This is a genomic window from Virgifigura deserti, from assembly GCA_003576685.1.
Taxonomy (GTDB): Bacteria; Pseudomonadota; Alphaproteobacteria; order Dongiales; family Dongiaceae; genus Virgifigura; species Virgifigura deserti.
Map to the genome: position 1 here is coordinate 137,255 of QOZR01000007.1, position 20,164 is coordinate 157,418.

The 20,164-nt window shown below is 66.7% G+C and carries 17 protein-coding genes; 12 read left to right on the forward strand and 5 right to left on the reverse strand.

Going from position 1 to position 20,164, the window contains the following annotated elements:
• Positions 1 to 27: 27 nt before the first annotated feature.
• The 7 genes from DT069_RS13770 to DT069_RS13800 all read left to right on the forward strand — a co-directional run bounded on the left by DT069_RS13770 (position 28) and on the right by DT069_RS13800 (position 7,065).
• Positions 28 to 840 carry a hypothetical protein gene (locus DT069_RS13770; protein WP_119460885.1) on the forward strand — a complete coding sequence of 271 codons (813 nt, stop codon included), beginning with the start codon at positions 28 to 30 and terminating at the stop codon, positions 838 to 840.
• 8 nt (positions 841 to 848) lie between these two features.
• Positions 849 to 1,493 carry a phosphoribosylanthranilate isomerase gene (locus DT069_RS13775; RefSeq protein ID WP_119460886.1) on the forward strand — a complete coding sequence of 215 codons (645 nt, stop codon included), beginning with the start codon at positions 849 to 851 and terminating at the stop codon, positions 1,491 to 1,493.
• Positions 1,494 to 1,685: 192 nt separating this feature from the next.
• Positions 1,686 to 2,048 (forward strand): response regulator, encoded by a 363-nt coding sequence (locus tag DT069_RS13780; protein WP_119460887.1) that lies wholly within the window; start codon positions 1,686 to 1,688, stop codon positions 2,046 to 2,048.
• Between the two features lie 164 nt (positions 2,049 to 2,212).
• Entirely contained in the window at positions 2,213 to 3,424 is a 1,212-nt protein-coding gene (gene trpB / locus DT069_RS13785; protein ID WP_119460888.1) for a tryptophan synthase subunit beta, read from the forward strand.
• A gap of 23 nt (positions 3,425 to 3,447) precedes the next feature.
• Complete coding sequence (trpA, locus tag DT069_RS13790; protein WP_119461030.1) at positions 3,448 to 4,293, forward strand: tryptophan synthase subunit alpha; 846 nt, start codon at positions 3,448 to 3,450, stop codon at positions 4,291 to 4,293.
• A 94-nt stretch (positions 4,294 to 4,387) separates the two neighbouring features.
• The gene (accD, locus tag DT069_RS13795) at positions 4,388 to 5,320 is read left to right on the forward strand and encodes an acetyl-CoA carboxylase, carboxyltransferase subunit beta (RefSeq protein ID WP_119460889.1); all 933 of its coding nucleotides are present in this window, start codon (positions 4,388 to 4,390) and stop codon (positions 5,318 to 5,320) included.
• A 308-nt stretch (positions 5,321 to 5,628) separates the two neighbouring features.
• Positions 5,629 to 7,065, forward strand: coding sequence for a bifunctional folylpolyglutamate synthase/dihydrofolate synthase (locus DT069_RS13800; RefSeq protein WP_119460890.1), 1,437 nt, complete (start codon positions 5,629 to 5,631; stop codon positions 7,063 to 7,065).
• Positions 7,066 to 7,213: 148 nt separating this feature from the next.
• On the opposite strand, the gene DT069_RS13805 is transcribed toward DT069_RS13800, so the two are convergent.
• Complete coding sequence (locus tag DT069_RS13805) at positions 7,214 to 7,432, reverse strand: hypothetical protein (protein ID WP_119460891.1); 219 nt, start codon at positions 7,430 to 7,432, stop codon at positions 7,214 to 7,216.
• Between the two features lie 474 nt (positions 7,433 to 7,906).
• Between DT069_RS13805 and DT069_RS13810 the strand changes: the two genes are divergently transcribed.
• From DT069_RS13810 to DT069_RS13830, 5 genes are read left to right on the forward strand one after another with little or no spacing between them, the layout of a single operon-like run.
• A complete protein-coding gene (locus tag DT069_RS13810) occupies positions 7,907 to 8,794 on the forward strand; it encodes an IclR family transcriptional regulator (RefSeq protein ID WP_119460892.1) in 888 nt (295 codons plus the stop codon).
• Positions 8,791 to 9,555, forward strand: a complete 765-nt coding sequence (locus DT069_RS13815; protein ID WP_119460893.1) for an ABC transporter substrate-binding protein — start codon at positions 8,791 to 8,793, stop codon at positions 9,553 to 9,555. Before DT069_RS13810 ends, DT069_RS13815 begins: the two co-directional genes overlap by 4 nt.
• Positions 9,556 to 9,579: 24 nt before the next feature.
• Entirely contained in the window at positions 9,580 to 10,233 is a 654-nt protein-coding gene (locus DT069_RS13820; protein ID WP_119460894.1) for an amino acid ABC transporter permease, read from the forward strand.
• Positions 10,230 to 10,961: an amino acid ABC transporter ATP-binding protein gene (locus DT069_RS13825; protein ID WP_119460895.1), complete on the forward strand. Its 732-nt coding sequence runs from the start codon at positions 10,230 to 10,232 to the stop codon at positions 10,959 to 10,961. Before DT069_RS13820 ends, DT069_RS13825 begins: the two co-directional genes overlap by 4 nt.
• A gap of 14 nt (positions 10,962 to 10,975) precedes the next feature.
• The gene (locus tag DT069_RS13830) at positions 10,976 to 12,286 is read left to right on the forward strand and encodes an NAD(P)/FAD-dependent oxidoreductase (protein ID WP_119460896.1); all 1,311 of its coding nucleotides are present in this window, start codon (positions 10,976 to 10,978) and stop codon (positions 12,284 to 12,286) included.
• 130 nt (positions 12,287 to 12,416) lie between these two features.
• On the opposite strand, the gene trxA is transcribed toward DT069_RS13830, so the two are convergent.
• From trxA to DT069_RS13850, 4 genes are all read right to left on the reverse strand, one after another.
• Entirely contained in the window at positions 12,417 to 12,737 is a 321-nt protein-coding gene (gene trxA / locus DT069_RS13835) for a thioredoxin TrxA (RefSeq protein ID WP_119460897.1), read from the reverse strand.
• Between the two features lie 80 nt (positions 12,738 to 12,817).
• A complete protein-coding gene (gene addA / locus DT069_RS13840) occupies positions 12,818 to 16,324 on the reverse strand; it encodes a double-strand break repair helicase AddA (RefSeq protein WP_119461031.1) in 3,507 nt (1,168 codons plus the stop codon).
• Positions 16,321 to 19,365, reverse strand: a complete 3,045-nt coding sequence (gene addB, locus DT069_RS13845; RefSeq protein WP_119460898.1) for a double-strand break repair protein AddB — start codon at positions 19,363 to 19,365, stop codon at positions 16,321 to 16,323. The genes addA and addB overlap by 4 nt, the downstream gene beginning before the upstream one ends.
• A complete protein-coding gene (locus DT069_RS13850) occupies positions 19,362 to 20,105 on the reverse strand; it encodes a nucleotidyltransferase family protein (RefSeq protein WP_425450228.1) in 744 nt (247 codons plus the stop codon). Before DT069_RS13850 ends, addB begins: the two co-directional genes overlap by 4 nt.
• Between the last annotated feature and the right edge of the window lie 59 nt (positions 20,106 to 20,164).

The window sequence follows — 20,164 nt, forward strand, 5'->3', positions numbered from 1 at the left end:
CCGGCGACCGCAGCACAAAGGAACAGAATGACCGCGCAGCCCCCGACGCCGACCGGTTCGCCATCTGGGTCGCCTCCCGGATCGCCATCTGGCTCGTCGCTGCCGATTTCCGGCACCGCCGCCGAGGTGTTCCACCTGCTTTGGAGCAACCGGGACGGCTTTCTGCGGACGGTGCTGGTTCCGGTGGCCGCCTCTTTCACTCTCGCGCTGCTCGCCTACAGCGTCGCCGAAAGCAATATCCTTCCCCTGATCCTTGCCGCCGACCTGATCCCGACGACCCTGTTTGCCGTCAGCTGGCATCGCCTGATCCTGATGGGTCCGCAGGAGGCCCTGAGCGCGCCGGTCATCCGCTGGGGAAATCGCGAGACGACCTATCTCTGGCGCAGCATCCTGCTCATGATCGGCATCGTGCTGGCGATGGCCATCCCGTTTTCCTTCGCCCTGGCGATGGCCCAACGCTCCGCCGCTGGGCATCTGATCATGGCGCTTGTCTCTCTCGCGGCGCTCTTCATCATGTTGCGGCTGGCCCTTGTCCTTCCGGCGGGCGCAGTCGATGCCCGCTATGGCTTCGCCCAGTCCTGGGGCGACACGGCGGCCCGCGGCTTTCAACTGATGGCGATCGTGCTTTTGGTCGCCCTGCCCTTGTTCGTGGCGCTCCATATCGTTAATGGCCTGATCGCAAGCACGGGACTCGCCGCCGCCGCCCCCTTGACGACGCTGCTGCTGAACAGCGTCGGCAGCTATCTGTTCCTAGCCGCCCTGCTGACCGTCCTCGCTCTTGCCTTTCGCCGGCTGTCCGGCTGGCAGGACAGCCAAGGGGCGGCGGTGCCGGCACCCTGAGCGCCGCCATGCCGGTGGACGTCAAGATCTGCGGCGTGAACAGCCACGAGGCCGCGACTGCGGCGGCGAGCGGCGGCGCCCGCTATATCGGGTTCGTCTTCTACCCGCCGAGCCCGCGCGCGGTCGACATCGCCGAAGCCGCCGCGCTGGCCAAGACGGTGCCGGCCGATGTCGGGCGGGTCGGCCTTCTGGTCGACGCGGACGACCGCCGGATCGCGGAGATCCTGGCGGCCGTGCCGCTTCATATGCTGCAGCTCCATGGCCGCGAGACGCCGGCGCGCGTTCGCGCCATCCGCGAGACGTTCGGCCTGCCGGTCATGAAGGCGATCGGCGTCGCCGACAAGGCCGATATCGACGCCGCGGCCGCCTATTGCGACGCTGCCGACTGGCTGCTGTTCGACGCCAAGCCGCCGAAGCGGCCCGGCGCGCTTCCGGGCGGCAATGCCGTCTCTTTCGACTGGAACCTGCTCGCCGGGCGGCGCTGGCCGATTCCCTGGATGCTGTCGGGCGGCCTCACGGCCGGCAATCTCGCCGCGGCGGTCCGGTCGACCGGCGCCCGCGTCGCCGATGTCTCTTCCGGCGTCGAGCATGCGCCCGGTCGGAAGAGCGTCACGAAGATCGGCGATTTCCTGGCGGCCGCTGCGGCGGCCTGACCGAAGCGCGCGGCCGCTATTACCCTGCGGCGCAGTCTTTGGGAGGCCTTCGCAAGACAAGGCTTTGTTAACCATTGCGGTAATACCGTGCCCCCCACATCGCCGAGCATGATTTGCAGGGATCACCAACCGCGCCGTGGGTTCTAGAGCAAAACCTTGTCTTCATCTCCCGCCCGAAGACCGTTCAGCGTCTTGATCGTCGAGGACGAGATGTTGATCGCGCTCGCCACCTCCGCGATTCTGGCGGAACTGGGCTATCACGTGTCTGGCGTCGCGCCATCGGCCGACGCCGCCTACCGGGCGGCCGTCGAGCACCGGCCCGACCTGGTGCTGATGGACATCACGCTGCAGGGCGGAACCGATGGGATCGAGGCCGCGCGGGAACTTAAGGGCCGCTTCGGCGTGCCGATCCTCTTCGTCACCGCGCATGCCGACGGCCCCACCATGGATCGGGCCAAGAAAATCGACCCGGTCGGCTACCTCATCAAACCCTTTTCGCCCAGGCAGCTCGAAAGAGCCGTCGCGAGCGCGATCCATGCTTCCGGACGCGCGTGACGGGAATTTCCGGTTCTCGGCAAGTAGCTGGACTCGCCGCCGGCGCGCGGATCGATCGCGCGCACTCGGCAGCGACGCGGCGGTCGCAAAGCTTTGACCTTTTAACGGCGCTATGGTTGATTGCGCGATCACTGGAACCGCTAACAACCGCCTCGTGGAAGCCGTTGAGCAAGGTCAATACATATCGCGCAGGACCCGACGAACACGGGCATTTCGGCACCTTCGGCGGTCGTTTCGTCGCCGAGACACTGATGCCGCTGATCCTCGAGGTCGAGCGGGCCTATGACGCGGCCAAGCAGGACCCGACCTTCGCGGCCGAGCTCGCTTACTATCTGAAGCATTATGTCGGACGGCCGAGCCCACTCTATTTCGCGGAGCGGCTCACCCACCATTTTGGCGGCGCCAAGATTTACTTCAAGCGCGAGGAGCTGAACCACACCGGCGCGCACAAGATCAACAATTGCATGGGCCAGATCGTGCTTGCTAAGCGCATGGGCAAGACGCGGATTATCGCCGAGACCGGCGCCGGACAGCACGGGGTCGCGACGGCGACGGTCTGCGCCCTGTTCGATCTCCCCTGCACCGTCTATATGGGCGAGACCGACATCGCCCGGCAGGCGCCCAACGTGTTCCGCATGAAGCTGCTCGGCGCTGAGGTCGTGCCCGTGAAGAGCGGCACCCGGACGCTGAAGGATGCGATGAACGAAGCGCTGCGCGACTGGGTGGCGAACGTCGATTCCACCTTCTACATCATCGGGACGGCGGCGGGGCCTCACCCCTACCCGGCAATGGTGCGGGACTTCCAGTCGGTGATCGGCGACGAGGTGCGCGAGCAGATCCTGGAGGCCGAGGGGAGACTTCCGGATTCGCTGGTCGCCTGCATCGGCGGCGGTTCCAACGCCATCGGCCTGTTCCACCCGTTCCTCGATGAATCCGAGATCGCCATGTATGGCGTGGAGGCGGCCGGGCACGGCCTGGAAACCGACAAGCATGCCGCATCGCTGACCGGCGGGCGGCCGGGCGTGCTGCATGGCAACCGCACCTATCTGCTGCAGGATGCCGACGGGCAGATTCAGGACGCGCATTCGATTTCCGCGGGCCTCGATTATCCCGGAATCGGACCGGAACATGCCTGGCTCCACGACATTGGGCGCATCACCTATGTGTCCGCCACTGACCAGGAGGCGCTCGAGGCGTTCCAGCTCTGCGCCCGGTTGGAAGGCATCATCCCGGCGCTCGAACCGTCGCATGCCCTGGTACAGGTGGCGAAGATGGCCGGCGACCTGCCGAAGGATCATCTGATCGTCATGAATATGAGCGGTCGCGGCGACAAGGACATCTTTACCGTCGCCGACCAGCTGGGAACAAAGCTTTGAGCGCGGTCGCCGCCAAATCCGCGATGGCTGGCAGGGCCGCCGACTCCGGACGCATCGCTCGTCGGTTCGACGCTCTGCGCGCCGCCGGCCGCGGCGGACTCGTCACCTTCGTCACGGCCGGCGACCCCGATCCCGAGACCTCGCGCGCCTTGCTGAAGGCGCTGCCGGCCGCCGGCGCCGATCTGATCGAGATCGGCATGCCCTTCACCGATCCGATGGCCGACGGCCCGGCGATCCAGGCATCGAGCCTGCGGGCGCTCAAGGCTGGAATGACGCTGACCAGGACGCTGGCGCTCGTGCGCGATTTCCGCGCCGACGACGGCGAGACGCCGATCATCCTGATGGGCTACTACAACCCGATCGATACCTACGGTGTCGACCGGTTCCTGTCCGATGCGAAGGCGGCCGGCGTCGACGGGCTGATCGTCGTCGACCTGCCTCCGGAAGAGGATGAGGAGCTTTGCCTGCCCGCCCTGGCGGCCGGCATCAACTTCATCCGCTTAGCGACGCCGACGACGGACGACCGCCGCCTGCCGGCGGTGCTCGCCAACACGAGCGGCTTTCTCTACTACGTCTCGATCGCGGGCATCACGGGAACACGCTCGGCGAGCGAGGTCGATCTTCAGAGTGCCGTCGAACGGTTGAGGCGCCACACCGACCTACCGCTGGCGATCGGATTCGGCATCAAGACGGCCGCGCAGGCAGCCGCGGTCGCGGCCATCGCCGATGCTGCGGTCGTGGGCTCTGCGTTCGTCAGCCGTATCGCCGAGAATCTCGATTCCGAGGATCGCGCGCGGCCGGGCTTGGTGGACGGCGTGCTGCAGCTGGTATCCGACCTAGCAACGGGTGTCCGCGGCGCGAAAAAATAGGCTTCCGAATTGAAGAGGCACAGAGACAAGAGGAATTTCTAAACCCTTCTCTGTGACTCTGCGTCTCTGTGATTGGATCAATTAGACTTATTCCATGAGCTGGCTCAACAACTTCGTCCGTCCGAAACTTCAGGCGCTGGTCCGCAAGACCGAAGTGCCGGATAATCTTTGGGAGAAGTGCCCGAGCTGCGGCCAGATGATCTTCCATCGCGAGCTCGAGGCCAATCTGCGCGTCTGCCCCCATTGCGGCCATCACATGCGGATCGGCGTGCTCCGCCGAATGGAGATGCTGTTCGACGACGGACGCTATCAACGTCTGGAGTTACCGAGAACAGACCCGGACCCGCTGAAGTTCCGCGATCAGAAGCGCTACAGTGACCGACTCAGAGAGGCGCAAGGCCGAACCAACGAACAGGACGCCCTGATCGTCGCCCACGGAACGATGGGCGGCGCGCAGACGGTCGTCGCAGCGTTCAATTTCGCGTTCATGGCCGGATCGATGGGCAGCGCGGTCGGCGGCGGGCTGATCGCGGCCGCGCGCCTCGCCGTCGCGCAACAGGCGCCGCTGATCGTCATTCCGGCGTCCGGTGGCGCCCGCATGCAGGAAGGCATCCTGTCGCTGATGCAGATGCCGCGCTCCATCATCGCCATCGACGAGGTCAAAGAAGCCGGCCTGCCCTACATCGTGGTGCTGACCGACCCGACGACCGGCGGCGTCAGCGCGTCCTTCGCCATGCTTGGCGACATCGCGCTGGCAGAACCCGGTGCGGTGATCGGCTTCGCCGGCGCACGGGTGATCGAGGGCACGGTCCGCGAGAAGCTGCCGGAGGGATTTCAACGGGCGGAATATCTGCGCGACCACGGCATGGTCGACATCGTGGTGTCACGCCCGGAACTGCGCCAGACGTTGATCCGGATCATCCGCCTGCTGCACAACCCGCAGCCGCCGGCCGTCGTCGAGCCGCCGGCGACGACCGCGGCCGAAGCCTTTAATGGGCGGTCGCGGCCGAGCAACGGTTCCGAGTGATCAGCGCCGGCGGACCGCTCGGCTCGGAAAGATTCGGCCGGCGATTGGGCCTTGCGGCGCTCGGCCGCTTTTCATAAAGTCGCCTCGAAAAGCTGGCTCCTGACAGGGTTCCGGGAGCGTTCGAAGCTGCAGGCCTCTGACAGGGTTCCGGAGGCGTCTTCGTCTTTAGCCATAGAGATGCTGAAGCCTTAGAGACGCTGACGAGCGGAACCTGATATGAGCGCCCCTCTCCATCCACGATCAAGCCAAGTCCGTTATTGCAGAACCGGCGCGCCGCCTGACGCTGCCGGAGCAGGGAATCACCGTCGATGAGCATCTACCGAAGCCAGGCCAAGCAATCGCATGGGCAAGGTAGCGGCCAGTTGCGGCGCGAGGCCGCCCAACAGGCACCGCGGGAGACGTCATCGGCGAGCGATATCATCCTCGATCGGCTGAACCGTTATCACCCGAAGATCATCGACCTGTCGCTCGACCGGATCGAGCGGCTTCTGGCGGCGCTCGGCAATCCGCAACGCCGCCTGCCGCCGGTGGTGCATGTCGCCGGGACCAACGGCAAAGGCTCGGTCATCGCCTACCTGCGGGCCATGTTGGAAGCTGCGGGCTATCGGGTCCATGTCTACACCTCGCCGCATCTGGTCCGGTTCAACGAACGGATTCGGCTCGCCGGTCGGCTGATCGAGGACGATGAGCTGATGCGGCTGCTCGACGAGTGCGAGGCGGCCAACGGCACCACGCCGATCACCTATTTCGAGATCACCACCGTGGCCGCGTTCCTCGCCTTCGCGCGGACCCCGGCCGACATTCTTCTGCTGGAAACCGGGCTCGGCGGTCGGCAGGACGCGACCAACATGGTGGAACGGCCGTTGCTGACCGTCCTGACGCCGATCTCCTTCGACCATTGGCAGCATCTTGGCAACACGCTCACGCAGATCGCCGGCGAGAAGGCCGGGATCATGAAGCCGGGCGTACCGGCGGTCATCGCGCCGCAGCCCGACGAGGCGGCCGCGGTCTTCGAGGCACGGGCGCGGGAGCTGTCGGTGCCGCTCTGCCGCCATGGACAGGAGTGGTCCACCGCTGCGACGGGAAGTAGCCAGCAGGACCCGCTGGTCTTCCGTATGGCGGGAGAGGAGCGGCGGCTGCCTCTACCGGCCCTCATCGGCGCGCATCAAATCGAGAACGCCGGAACGGCCCTGGCCTGCCTGTCCTGGCTGAAAGGCTTTGCGATCGACGAAGCCGCGATACGGCGCGGCTTGAGCGACGTCCAGTGGCCGGCCCGCATGCAGCGACTGACGCAAGGTCCGCTCGTCGCGATGCTGCCGCCCGATTGGGAGCTGTGGCTCGATGGCGGCCACAATGCAGCCGCCGGGCAGGCCATCGCCGGGATTGCCGCGGGCTGGCGCGAAGCGGCACGGGGCGTATCGGGGGGAGAACCGGGAGGAGCGCCGGAAGGCCGCCCCCTGCACCTCGTCTTCGGCATGCTGGAGACCAAGGACCCTGTCGAATTCCTACGCCCCCTGGCGCCGCTGGTTCGCAGTCTGCACGCGATCACGATTCCCGGAGAGCACGCCGCCATGAGTGCCGAACAGGCCGCGGCGGCCGCGCGCGCCGTCGGGATCGAGGCCCATCCGGCCGAAAGTATCTCGGCGGCGCTGTCGGCGATTCGCTCCGCGGATGAACCGGCTGGCCGGGTGCTGATCTGCGGCTCTCTCTATCTCGCCGGCTCGGTGCTGGGCGAGAATAGCTGACATCCGAAGCCAAAGAGCCCTCTCTCGCCTGTGAGAAAGGGCTCTTTCGGGCGCATTCGGCGTGTACCCCGCACCGACTTTCCTAGAAAGCTGGTAAAAGTTTAAGCTTCAAGCACCTGATTTGCGCGCAAATCAGGTGCTGACCGACTTACCGCAGCGCCCCCTTCGGCTTGGCGGCCGCCATGTGGACGGCGATGTAGTGCGCGTTCGGCAGGGGCGGCAGGCGCCGCGCCGGCTGACGGCGGAACAGATCCTTGATCCGGGAGATCTGCCATCCGACCGTGCGGGCCGGCTCTCCGCCCGCGTTGTGCCTGGTTACACTGCGCGACATCGTGAATTCACGAGTGCTGCTGGTCGAACCGGTCATCTTGACAATCCTTCCCTGACTGGGGCCCGCCTGGAGCGGGCGATGGTCCAAACACGAAAGCACGAACACTTCTTCAATTTGAGTGAAATTCTCTCGGTGGCTTTACGATATGGTAAGATTGATGATCTTACCAGCGTTCGGATGCCTGGGAGTCATATATAGGAGTGTGGTTAACTCTTTTTTACTGTAGGGCATCAGGCAAAGCCAGGCACCGCCCCCCAAGGCTTGCGGCCATTCCCGACTGTTCCGGCATTTGAATAAAAACTCCGCCCGAAAAGGGCAAGCCGCGCCACACAAATCCCCTCTGGAGCCCGAGACAGCTCGTCTCTTCGGCCTGCCCCGCGCATCGAATATTGACACACCGAGATTTTTTGGGTCAAGCTGACCGGTATTCGGTTCGTATGTATCGATATGCGATACATACGGTTTGAAAGCTTCGCTGATTCCTGAGAGACGGTTCCCCTGACACGCGCTTTGAAGACCAAGACCGGCAGCAAGACGGCACCGCGGACGGGACGCGGCGATCGTTCCCCTCTTTTCAACCAGTCGGTCGAAAAGGCCTTTACGATCCTGCACGCCTTCCATCCCGGTCGGACGGCAATGAACCTTAGCGAGATCGTTGCCGCGGCGCGGATCACGAAGAGTGCGGCCCAGAGATTCACCCACACCCTGGAGACGCTCGGTTATCTGCGGAAGGACGCGCACACCCGCCGCTGGGTGCTCACGCCGAAGATGCTGGACCTCGGCTATGCCTATCTCGCGGCCGATCCGCTTATCGAGCAGGCGAGCCCTCATCTGCTCGATCTCAATCAGGCCTGCGGCGAATCGGTGAATCTGTCCGAACCGGACGGCACCGACATGGTCTTCGTGGCCCGGTTCCCGAGCCACAAGCGCTTCTTCGTCCACATATCGGTCGGACGACGGCTGCCGATGTTCTGCACGGCTGCCGGGCGGGCCTACCTTTCGGCGCTTCCCGACAGTCGGGCCGAGGCAATCATCGCGCAGTCTCCCATCCACCGGTTCACGCCGCTGACCGAGACCGACCGCGCCCGTATCGCGGACCTCGTCCGGCAGGCTCGCGATGATGGATATGCGTGGGCAAATGAGGAGTACTTCCGCGGCGATCTGAACATTGCGGTCCCCCTCCTGGGGGTGGACGGGGATCCCGTGGGCGCGATCAACATCTCTGGCCCCACGAGCCGATGGACCCTGGACAGGTTGCGGCAAGAACTCGTCCCGCTCCTGATCGAGACGGCGCGAGCCGTTTCCGCCCGCAACCGGACCGAACTCAGGGCGATTCCTCCCGACCGGGGTGTCGCCCCGTCCCATATCACCAACCCGCATGGAGGCAACGAACAATGAAGATTCACGCTTGGAAGAAGGCGCTGGCCGCCGGCGCATTGGCGGCCGGCTTGGCCGTCGCCGGCACGGCCACCGCGGAGACGATCTACAAGGTCGGTTCGACCCCGACCGGCATTCCCTTCACCTTCCTGGACATCGAGACCAACAGCATCCAGGGCATGATGGTCGATCTAATCGATCTCGTCGCCAAGGAGGCCGGCTTCGAGGTCGAGGTCGAGGCGACGCCGTTCTCGTCGCTCATCCCGGCGCTCACCTCGAACAAGATCGATATCATTTCCGCCGCCATGATCGCCACCGACGAGCGGGAAGAGGTGATCGACTTCAGCGATCCGGTCTTCCCCTATGGCGAAGGTCTCGTCGTCGCCGCCGATGACCAAAAGGAATACAAGTCCTTCGACGACCTCGAAGGCGCGGTGGTCGGCGTTCAGGTCGGCACGATCTATATCGAGCCGCTGCAGCAGTCCGGCGCCTTCCAGGAAGTGAGAATCTACGATTCCCTCGCCGACATCCTTCGCGACGTGAATCTCGGCCGCATCAAGGCCGGCTTCGGCGACAAGCCGATCCTGGCCTATCAACTCTCCCAGGGTAAGTACCCGGACGTCCGGTTGGTCCAGAGCTACGAGAGCGTGGTTGCCGGCCCGGTCGCCCTCGGCGTGCGCCAGGAGGATGACGAATTGCTGAGCAAGATCAACGAGGCGTTGGCGAAGCTCAAGGCCGCGGGCGAGATCGATCGCCTGGCCAAGAAGTGGAACGTAAAGTAACCGACTACGCCTGGATCACGCAGTATGGACGCCTTCCTGACTGACGCCAGGGGCTTTCTCCCGATCCTGTTGCAGGGCGCGGTCATCACCGTTCAGGTGACGATCTGCGCCCTGCTCCTATCGACTGCGCTCGGGCTGGTCTGGGCGCTGATGCGCTATTCCGGCTTGTGGCCGCTCGTCTGGACCGCGAAGACCATTATCAACACGATCCGCGGCATCCCGATCCTGGTTCAGCTCTTCTACATCTATTTCGTGCTGCCGGAACTGGGCCTCGACTTGACCGCCTTTCAGGCCGGCTTCATCGGTCTCGGCATCGCCTACTCCTGCTACATGGCAGAAAACTTCCGGGCCGGTCTCGAGGCCGTCGAACAGGGCCAGATCGAGGCCGCGCAGTCGATCGGCATGGGCTGGGCCAAAATGATGCGCCGGGTGATCCTGCCCCAGGCCGTCCGCACGGTCCTGCCGCCTTACGGAAACACCATGATCATGCTGCTCAAGGACAGCTCGCAGGCCTCCGTCATCACGGTTGCGGAGCTGACCTTGAAAGGAAAGCTGATCGCGTCGTCGACGTTCGAGAACATGACGGTCTACACGCTCGTCGCGCTGCTATATCTGTGCATGAGCATTCCACTGATCATCCTGTCCGGGCATCTCGAGAAGAGGTTCGGCCAGCGATGATCGAGCTTCACGATGTTCATAAGCGTTTTGGCCACCTGGAGGTCCTGCGCGGCATCGATGCCACCGTGTCGCGCGGCGAGGTCGTGTGCCTCATCGGCCCGTCAGGATCGGGCAAATCGACCCTCCTACGGTGCATCAACGGCCTCGAAGCCCATGACCAGGGCGAGATTCTGGTCGAAGGCCAGCGGGTCGACCGGCGGTCCAAGACCATTCGCGAGATCCGCATGGAAGTCACCATGGTCTTCCAGCGCTTTAATCTCTTCCCGCACCGCACCGCTCTCGAGAACGTCATCGAGGGCCCGATCCAGGTAAAGGGCGAGCCCGCCAGGGAAGCGCGCGAGAGGGGGCGGGAGCTGCTGGCCCGCGTCGGCCTTGCGGAAAAGGCCGACCAATACCCAAGCTCGCTGTCGGGCGGCCAGCAGCAACGGGTGGCAATCGCCCGGGCGCTTGCCATGCGGCCGAAGGCCATTCTGTTCGACGAGCCGACCTCGGCCCTCGACCCCGAGCTCGTCGGCGACGTCCTGGCGGCGATGCGCTCGCTGGCCGAGGAGGGCATGACCATGCTCGTCGTCACCCATGAGATGAGCTTCGCTCGAGAGGTCGCCGACCGTGTCCTCTTCATGGATGGCGGAATCATCGTCGAGCAGGGCCAGGCCGCCGAGATGCTGGCCGATCCGAAACAAGAACGTACCCGTGACTTCCTGCGGCGTGTGCTGAATCCGCTCTAACGAAAAGAATCCCGATGGCCGATACCAAGCCGCAGTCGCCTTCCCTGCCCCCATCCCTGCCACCGTCCCTTTGGGCCGCCACGGCCGAGCCGGCGCCGCAGGCTCACCCCTTATCGGAGGCCCGCCAGGTCGATGTCGCTGTCGTCGGCGGCGGCTATGCCGGCCTGTCCACGGCGCTGCATCTGGCACAGGCAGGAACCGGCGTCGCGGTCCTGGAGGCCGGCGAGGTCGGCTGGGGCGCCTCCGGCCGGAATGGCGGTCAGGTTATCCCGGGACTTAAATACGACCCTGACGAGCTGGTCGGGAAATTCGGCCCCGAGACGGGCGAACGAATGGCGACGGTCTTCGGCGCGACGGCCGATACCGTCTTCGATCTGATCGAGCGGCACGGCATCGCCTGCGACGCCGTCCGCAAAGGGTGGGTTCAGCCGGCCCACTCGCCGGCCGGCATGGAAACCGCGCGCCGCCGCTGCGAGCAATGGGCGCGCTGGGGGGCCAATGTCGCCCTGCTCGACCGCGACAGGACAGCGGAGATCCTGGGGACGGATTTCTATCACGGTGGCTGGATCGACTATCGTGCGGGGTCGGTTCAGCCCCTTAGCTATGCTCGCGGCTTGGCCAGGGCGGCGATCGCCGCCGGCGCCACGGTGCATACCCGGTCTCCGGTGGTAAAGCTGGACCGCGATGGCTCCGTATGGCGTCTGACGACGGCCCAAGGCACCGAACTCGCCGCGGAGCGGGTGGTCCTTTGCACGAACGGCTACACCGACGATCTCTGGCCTGGACTTTCCCGGACCATCATCGCGGCGAACAGCGCCCAGATCGCGACCAAACCTCTGCCCGAAGACGTCCGGAATTCCATTCTTCGGGGCGGCGTCGTCGCTTCGGATACCCGTCGGCTGTTGTCCTATTTCCGGCTCGATGCGCAGGGCCGGTTCCTCATGGGTGGCCGGGGGTGGTTTCGCGAGCCGAAAGACCACGATTACTTTTCGCATCTGGTGAAGATGGTGGCGACGCTCTATCCGCAGCTTCGTGGGATCGATTACGAATATCGATGGTCGGGGCGGGTCGCGCTGACGCAGGACTTCTTCCCGCATCTGCACGAGCCGGAGCCGGGCCTGTTGTTCGCTCTCGGCTGCCAGGGCCGCGGCGTCGGCCTGCAGACGACCATGGGGGGGATTCTCGCGCGATATGTTCAGACGGGTGACCGGACCGAGCTGCCCATCCCGATCACCAGGATCAAACCGATCCCGTTTCACGCATTCCACAAGGCCTATGTGTCGGCCCTCATCGCGTTCTATCGGATGCTGGACCGCTTCCGCTGACGGCAGGCGATTCCCATTCCCGTCGGTACGGCTTCCGCACCCCGACGGGAATGGCGATCGCGGCGGTTATGAACCGCGGAAATCTTCAGCGGCGAAGATCGAACCGTTCCGCCCGAGCCGGCGGAGAACCTCAAATCACCGATTCGACCCACTCGATCAGCTTGTTCTTCGGCAGGGCACCGATCTTGGTGGCTGCGACCTGGCCGTCCTTGAACACCATCAGGGTCGGTATGCCGCGGACGCCGTACTTCTTCGGAGTCGCCGGGTTCTCGTCGATATTCATTTTGGCGACGGTAACCTTCCCGCTCATGTTGCTGGCGAGCTCTTCCAGCGTCGGAGCGATCATCTTGCACGGGCCGCACCATTCGGCCCAAAAATCCACCAGAACCGGGCCCGAAGCCTTCAGGACGTCGGTTTCGAAACTTGCATCGGATATCTTGGTCGTCGTCATGATCACTCCTTCGGTGTTGCAACGGCTCATGGGCAAGGCCGCAGCCAACGCGGCGAATTTAGGAACCGCCGCCGGGAGCGTCAAGGCGCGTAACGGTCGAGCTGCTCGACCGGCAGCGGCATGATGCGCGGACCATCGGTCCAAAGAAGCACGCAAGTAATTGGCCGATCGGGGTAAATTCGAGATAAAGCAGCACGATAGCAGGCCATCTGGCGCAGATAGAGGGCCGGCACCCCGTCGGGCGTCTCCGGCGGCGGTCGATTGGTCTTGTAATCGACGATCAGGACAGCGGCCTCGGTAACCACCAGCCGATCGATTCGGCCAGACAGGACCTCGACCGCGCCGGCTTCGCCGCGGACCTCGCCGACGACCATCACCTCCGCCCGGCTGTCGGGTCCGAACAGCGGCGCGAAGGTGGAATCTTCCAGCACGCGCAGCACCTCCGCCGTGATCTCCTGCTGCTGGGCGTCGGACAGGTCGTGGGTCGGACGGGCGAGAAAGCGTCGGCACGCCGCCGCCCGGGCTGCCGCGGGGATCTCGGGAAGCGTCTCCAGCAACCGATGGATCAACCGCCCACGCCGGAACCGCAGGCCGTCATCCGCGCCGAGCGGCGGCTGAACCGGCGGCTCTTCATCGCTTGGCCGGGACGGCGCCAACGGCCGCCAAGGCAGCGGCTCCTCCGGCGCCGGTTCCGCGAACCAGCCCGGTGTCGGTGTGTCGATTGCGGCCGTCTGCGGCGTCTGTCCGGAGCTTTCCGGCACGGCGAGTTGCGGATCGGCAAGGCGAAGCAGCCGGCCGCTCCACCCGTGATCCGGTCCCAGCAGGTCTGTGCAGTCGAAGGCCGCCTCCTCGGCGATCGCGGCAAGGCCGGCGCCGACGAGGTCGTACCAGCAGCCTGAGCGCGGGGTCTGCTTGCCGTGCCAACCGCAGACATAGAGCCGATCCTCGGCCCTGGTCAGCGCGACATAGAGAAGGCGGCGATACTCGCAGGCCTCGGCTTGCCGATGACGGGCGCGCGCCGCCCGCGCCACCGCCTCATCGCAGCCGGTGCGCGGCGACCATAGAGGCAGAGACTGGGACAGCCCTGGACTGCCGTTCGACTTGGACTCGCACCAGAGCAGCCGCGTCGTGTGGTTCGGCACCTGCATCGTGTCGGGTAGGAAGACGATCGGTGCCTGCAGGCCCTTGGCGCCGTGAATCGTCATGATCCGCACCTGACCGCGCAGATCCTGCTCCAGGTCACGCTTCACCTCGACATCGCCGACGGCGAGCCAGTGGAGAAAACCCTGCAGCGACGGCACATGCGCCCGCTCATAGATGAGCGCCAGATTCATGAACTCGTCGATCGGATCGGCCGCCTCAGGCCCAAGCCGGCCGAGAAGCGCGCGTCGCCCGCCGAGACGGCCGAGCAGGTCGGCATAGAGTTCGTAGGGCGGGACAAAGTCCACCGCGGCGAGCCGTTCCGCGAGGAAGGCATGGGCCCGGGCGAAGACATCCTCCTTCTCAGCCCGCCGGCGCAGCGCGGCCCATAATGACCCTTCGCGCCCATAGGCGAGACGGAACAGCTCCTCCTCGTCGAGCCCGACCAGCGGGCCTTTCAGCACGGTGGCGAGGGTGAGGTCGTCTTCCGGCAGCAGCAGGAACTGGCCGAACGCCACCAGATCCATCACCGCGATCTGATCGGTCAGCACCATCCGGTCGACGCCGGCGACCGGCACCTGCCGCTGCTTCAGCTCGCGGACCAGCTCCTCGACGAAGGTGTTGCGGCGGCAGACCAGAACCATGAAATCGCCGGGTCGCACCGGACGGTCGCGCGAGCGCAGCTTCTCGCCGGTCGCGATCATGGTTTCGATCTGCGCGGCGATCAGCCGGGCCAGCCGGCCGCGCGGCGAATCGCCCGGCTGCCGATCGATCGGCGGCGCCCAGGGCTCGAGCTCCGCCATCTCGCGTGGCTGCGCCGGCGGCCACAACTCGACGAGCCCGGCATGGCCGACGCGGGAGGGTTGATGGACGATCGGCTGGCCGTCCAAGGCAACGCCGGCCTGCGCCTCGGCCGAGGCGAAGACCGCATCGACCGCGGACAACACCGCGGCGGTCGAGCGGAAGGAGATGTTGAGCGGCACATCCTCCCATTGCATCCGGGCCGCCGCCGCCCGATCGCTGAAATGCCTGCGCATCGCCTCGAACGCAGCCGGATCGGCGCGCTGAAAGCTGAAGATCGACTGCTTCGGATCGCCGACGGCGAAGATCGTCCGCGTCTCGGGCCGTGCACCGGCGCCGACGAAAAACTCCTCGGCCAGGGCTTGGACGACCTGCCATTGGTCGGGGTTAGTGTCCTGCGCCTCGTCGATCAGGATATGGTCCAGGCCGCCATCAAGCTTGAACAGGACCCAGGGGGCGATGCCGGGTCGCTTCAACAGATCGCGCGACGCCAGGATCAGGTCGTCGTAATCGAGCTGCGCCCGGACCTCCTTCTGGCGGCGATAGGCATCGAGAATCGCGCCACCAAGGGTGAGCAGCGCGCCGCTCGCCGCAGCCAGCATCGCCGCGTTGAGCCGGTCGCTAAGTGCGTGCAGCCGCTCCGCCTCGGCCTGAAGGACCGCCTTCACGCCCGGCGATGCCGCCTCCGCCGCCTTGGTGATCAGGCGCTCGCGGATCTTCAGGCCGGCGGCTGATCCATCGGTCAGGAACCGGCGCCGATAGGTCTCGAACTCCGCGGCACGGCGATCGGGCGCGGCCAGCCAGGCGGCGATACCGTCGCCGCGCTCCCGGTCCGTCTTCGAGCCCTGCAGGAGCGCCTCGACGGCGAGACGGAGGCCGAGCAGGTCGATTGCCCCGTCCTCGCAGGCCGCCTTGAGCAGGCTGTCCCGGCATTCGTCGGGCTCCAGCCCCAGGAGTTCGCGGATCGCCACGACCAGGCCGTCGCAGCCGCCATGCCCCGCCAGGAGGTGAGCCAAGCGGCCGCGCTCGGCCAGGAGCGACTGCATCAGCTCCGCGAACGCGTCTTCGGAACACTGCGCCGTGACCTCGGCGAGCGCCGCGGCGAGATCCTGGTCGGCGCCGCTCCGCGCCCGGGACAGCACCGATTCGCGGGCACTCTGCAGAAGCTCGGCAGCGCTGCGATCGTCGAGAATCTCGAAATGCGGCGCAATGCCGGCTTCGAGCGGAAACCGGCGCAACAGGGCTTGGCAGAAGGCATGGATAGTCTGGATCTTCATTCCGCCCGGCGCATCGAGAACGCGGGCGAAAAGCTGCCGCGCCCGGCGGCAGAGCTCGACATCGGGCCGCTGCCCGGTAAGCGTCTCGATCTCCTTCTCCAGATCCGCGTCCAGCGCCGCGGTCCACAGGGCGAGGCGAGCGGCGATGCGGTTGGCCATCTCGGCCGCCGCCGCCTTGGTGAAGGTGAGGCAGAGAATGCGCGACGGCTCCGTGCCGGTCAGCATCAGGTTCAGCACCCGGTCGGTCAGCACCTTGGTCTTGCCGGTGCCAGCCGACGCCGCGACCCAGGCCGAGGCCGCGGGATCGGCGGCCCGCCGCTGGTGCGAGCCGGCCAGGCGGATGAGCGGTGTGCCGAGCGCGATCGTCATTCGCTGCTCATCGGCCCGCCGGCCGACCACTCCTTGATCCGCGCCAGATGACCATAGTCGCTGTAGCGCGGCGCGCAGGCCGGATTGGGCTCCGCGAGATAGGGCGTCGCCTCGTCATCGAAGGCGGCGACCAGCCGCGCGAGGCCGGCAAGCGCCGCCGCCGCGACGTCGCCGCAATCCGCCGCGCGGGAGTCGATCTTGCCGGCCGGGTCGCCGCCCACGAGCTGCCAATAGGCCAGCTCGCCGACGGGTCCCGCGGGCAGGCCATCGAACCCGCCGGCGAGCGCGATCGCCGCCTCAAGTGGAAGCTGCGGCGAGAAGCCGAGATCGATGTCGCGCCGCACCGGCAAAGCGCCGGTCTTGTAGTCGATGATGATCGCCGCGCCGTCGCGATGACAATCGACCCGGTCGGCCTTGGCGACCAGCTCGAAGGCCCCACCCGGCGCGGCCAGCGTCAGCCGGCCCCGCACCTCCGTCAGGCTGGACAGCAGATCGTCGCGGCGCTCCTGCTCCTGCGCGAGAAACCAGCGGGCGATGCGTTCGAAGCGCGGCCACCAGAAGGCCCAGACCGACGGGCGGCTCAGCGCATCGCCGAACGCGCCGGCTCCGATCGCCAGCAGGCGGTCGAGCGCATCCGCCGGCAACGGCCCGGGATGGTCCTTCACGAAGCGATCGAGCGCACGATGGATGAAGGCGCCGCGGTCGGCAGCGCCCGGATCGGCGTCGATCGGATCCAGCGGCCTCAGACGCAGGATGTGCCGCGCATAGATCGCGTAGGGATCGCGCATCCAGGTCTCGACCTCCGTCACGGAAAGCCGCCGCGGCCGGGCGCCAACCGGCGGCCGCGGCATTGGCGGCGCAATCGGCAAGACGTGCGCCGGCCGGTCCAGCTTCGCCTGCCAGTCGAGCCATTGGCTGGGCCGCATCCGGTCGGGCGTGATGCCGGCCGTCCGCAACAGCCCGTCGAAGCGCATCAGCCAGCGCGACGGCACGGTCGGCGTTCCTTCGACGCGCAACGCCCGGGTCAGCACCACCTCGGGCGCCGAAAAGGCTTGGATGAAGTCGTGCGCGGCGAGGCCGATGCGCCGTTCCGGCGCCGGCAGGCCGAAGGCGCGCCGCATCGGCCGGCTCAGCCACGGGTCGGTCCAGGGCTCCGGCGGCCAGGTTCCCTCATTCAGCCCGCCGAGGATCAGCAGGTCGACATGCTGTAGTCGGGCTTCCAGCGGACCCCAGATCGCGATGCGCGGATGCCGTCCGTAGCGCGGCCGAACCACGAGGTCGGACATCAGGCTAGAGAGCAGGGCCGGATAGCGAGCGCCCGGCAAACGGCTGAAGCTGTGCGCCGCCTGCCGCAGGTCGGCAACGAAATCCGCCGCGGCCTCGCCCGCCTCGCCGGCCCACAGCCGTTCGGCACCGGACAGCGAGGCGCTCGCCGCAAGCGCCTCGGCAAAGGCGACATGCGCCGTGAGCAGCGCGTCGAGACTGGTCTCTCTTGCGGCGATCAACGCCGCGAACGGCGCCGCGGCCGTCGCAAGCTGCCGCACCCAAGGCCCCAGCGGGTCCCGTAGATTATCCGGGAGCGCGGCAACCAATCCGTCGAACCCGGCGGCCGGGCGCGGCCCACGCAGGACACCGATCTCCAGCCTGCGGGCCAGCGCGCGGAAGGCCGGCGGCTCCATCCCGCCGGCGGCAAGCGGATGCTTCAGCAGGGCCAGCAGCGACACCGGCGCGACCCGCTCCACGAGAAGCTCCGCCGTCAGCCGCAGGAAGGTTCCGGGCGGCGTGTCGGCAAGCGGGCGACCGGCGGAGTCGTCGATCGTGATGTCCCACCGTCGGAGCTCGGCAGCGACGCGCCGCGCCAGCGCTCGGTCGGGAGTCACCAGCGCTGCGCGCTTGCCCGGCACCTCAAGGGTTTCGCGCAGCATCAGCGCGATTGCGCCGGCCTCCTCCTGCGGGCCGGGACAGTCGATTCGGGAGACGTCGCGAAGCGCGAATTCGATCGCCGTGATATTGCTGGTCGCCGCCCAATGACGCCAGCCGTCCGTCGTGGCCGCCGGCCGCAACGCCTCGGCGATCAGCCGCGCCCGCATCGGCGGCGTGCCCCTCTCCCCCGTATCCGGCCAAACCGCCACGTCGCGCGGTTCCAGGCCGAGGCGATCGAGCAGCAGATGCAGGCCGTGCTGCGGATGGCTCGGATCCTGGACGATCTCACGCCAGCAGGCCTCGCCCGCGTCGCGATCGAGGCCGGGCAGCACGACGCGGCCACGCGGCAGCCCGGCGACGACCTCGATCAGCTCCGCCGTCGCCGGAATGCTGCCAGTCGACCCGGCCACGGTGACTGGGTCGGCGGGCGGGCTGCGGCGCCAAGCCTCGGCCTGGGCGGCGAGCAGCAGGTTGCGCCGGACGGCAGGATCGACGCAGCCCTGCTCCTCGAGAATCCGCGGCCAGACCTCGGTCAGGATTTCGAGGAATTTCAGCGTCACCTGCCAATGGATCGCGTAATCCTCGGGCGCCAGCGCGCGGAGTCCGTCGAAGGGAAGCTGCTCCGTCTGGATCTGGTCGAGCAGCCGGGCCAGCTCGGTAGCGAGCCGCGCCGCCTGGTCCACCGTCGGCGGGGTTCCTCCACGCCACGCGTCGCCGTCGGCCGGGCCGTCTGCCGCCTTCCAGCCGGCAAAGGCGGCCAGAATGGCGCGGGTCAGCAGCAGATGCCGGCGCAGCGGCGGAATCGCCGGGGCCATGTCGAGCGCCTCGGCCGCCGGACCGCCGACCTCAATGCCGCTTGCAAGTGTCAGCTCGTCCGTGTCGAGGTCGCCGATCGGCATCATGCGGGGCAGTAGCAGAGGGCGCCCGCGGCTCTGCCGCAGGAAAGCCTCCTGCAGCGCGCGGCAGCCGCGGCGGTTCGGCAGAAGGATCGTGCCGCGGGCGAGCGCGAGCGGATCGCCGTCAGCCTCGGCGAGAAGGCGCGCGGCAAGCGCGTCGACGAACGAAACTCCCGACGGAATGGTGAAGACGGACCGGCGCGGGCGCGGTCCGTCCGTCATGTCCCGTACGGCCGATCGCCGCCGATCGCGATCCGCGCCTCGACCTCGGCGAGGTGGCGCGGCGTGCTGACATGGTACCACTCGCCATCGTGACGCAGGCCATGCAGCCGCCCGGCCTCGATCGCGCGGTCATAGAGAATGTTCAAGGAGAAGGCGCCCTTCGGCGCGTTCTTGAACAAACGCGGATGCAGGATCTGGATCCCCGAATAGAGGAACGGCGCGACTTCCCACTCGCGCCGGCGTCGGATCCGCCCCGTCTGGTCGAGGAAGAAGTCGCCCCGCCCGTCATAGCCCACCGCGGTCGCCGTCGGCTGCAGCAGCAGGAGGCCATCCATCGCCTCGTCGTCCCAGGCCTCGGCAAGGCGGAGCAGCGCGTCGACCTTGCCATTGAACCAAATGATCTTGCCATTGACGACATAGAAGGGTGCGTCGCCGAGTTGCGGCAACGCCTTGAGGATGCCGCCGCCGGTTTCGAGGATCTCGCGTTCGTGGGAGAACTCGATCTTTGGTCGCGTCCGGCCCTTGAGATGGTCCTCGATCATCTCGCCGAGCCAGTGGGTGTTCACCACGGCGTGGCCGACGCCGATCTCCGCGAGGCGGTCCAGCGCGTAATCGATCAGCGGCGTGCCCGCCACCCGGACGAGCGGCTTCGGCAGGTTCTCCGTGATCGGCCGCAAACGCGTGCCGAACCCGGCGGCCAGGACCATTGCATGCGTCGGCACCACGGGTTGCGCTGTCACGGGCTGCACTCTTTGATTTCCCCTCATTCCCCTCGGCATTCCCCCATCGGCATTCCCCC

Bases quoted from the DNA above. Each gene is read 5' to 3' on its own strand.
- DT069_RS13770 (WP_119460885.1), top strand. From the start codon at position 28: ATGACCGCGCAGCCCCCGACGCCGACCGGTTCGCCATCTGGGTCGCCT.
- DT069_RS13775 (WP_119460886.1), top strand. From the start codon at position 849: ATGCCGGTGGACGTCAAGATCTGCGGCGTGAACAGCCACGAGGCCGCG.
- trpA (WP_119461030.1), top strand. From the start codon at position 3,448: ATGGCTGGCAGGGCCGCCGACTCCGGACGCATCGCTCGTCGGTTCGAC.
- accD (WP_119460889.1), top strand. From the start codon at position 4,388: ATGAGCTGGCTCAACAACTTCGTCCGTCCGAAACTTCAGGCGCTGGTC.
- DT069_RS13800 (WP_119460890.1), top strand. From the start codon at position 5,629: ATGAGCATCTACCGAAGCCAGGCCAAGCAATCGCATGGGCAAGGTAGC.
- DT069_RS13805 (WP_119460891.1), bottom strand. From the start codon at position 7,432: ATGACCGGTTCGACCAGCAGCACTCGTGAATTCACGATGTCGCGCAGT.
- DT069_RS13815 (WP_119460893.1), top strand. From the start codon at position 8,791: ATGAAGATTCACGCTTGGAAGAAGGCGCTGGCCGCCGGCGCATTGGCG.
- DT069_RS13820 (WP_119460894.1), top strand. From the start codon at position 9,580: ATGGACGCCTTCCTGACTGACGCCAGGGGCTTTCTCCCGATCCTGTTG.
- DT069_RS13825 (WP_119460895.1), top strand. From the start codon at position 10,230: ATGATCGAGCTTCACGATGTTCATAAGCGTTTTGGCCACCTGGAGGTC.
- DT069_RS13830 (WP_119460896.1), top strand. From the start codon at position 10,976: ATGGCCGATACCAAGCCGCAGTCGCCTTCCCTGCCCCCATCCCTGCCA.
- trxA (WP_119460897.1), bottom strand. From the start codon at position 12,737: ATGACGACGACCAAGATATCCGATGCAAGTTTCGAAACCGACGTCCTG.
- addA (WP_119461031.1), bottom strand. From the start codon at position 16,324: ATGACGATCGCGCTCGGCACACCGCTCATCCGCCTGGCCGGCTCGCAC.
- addB (WP_119460898.1), bottom strand. From the start codon at position 19,365: ATGACGGACGGACCGCGCCCGCGCCGGTCCGTCTTCACCATTCCGTCG.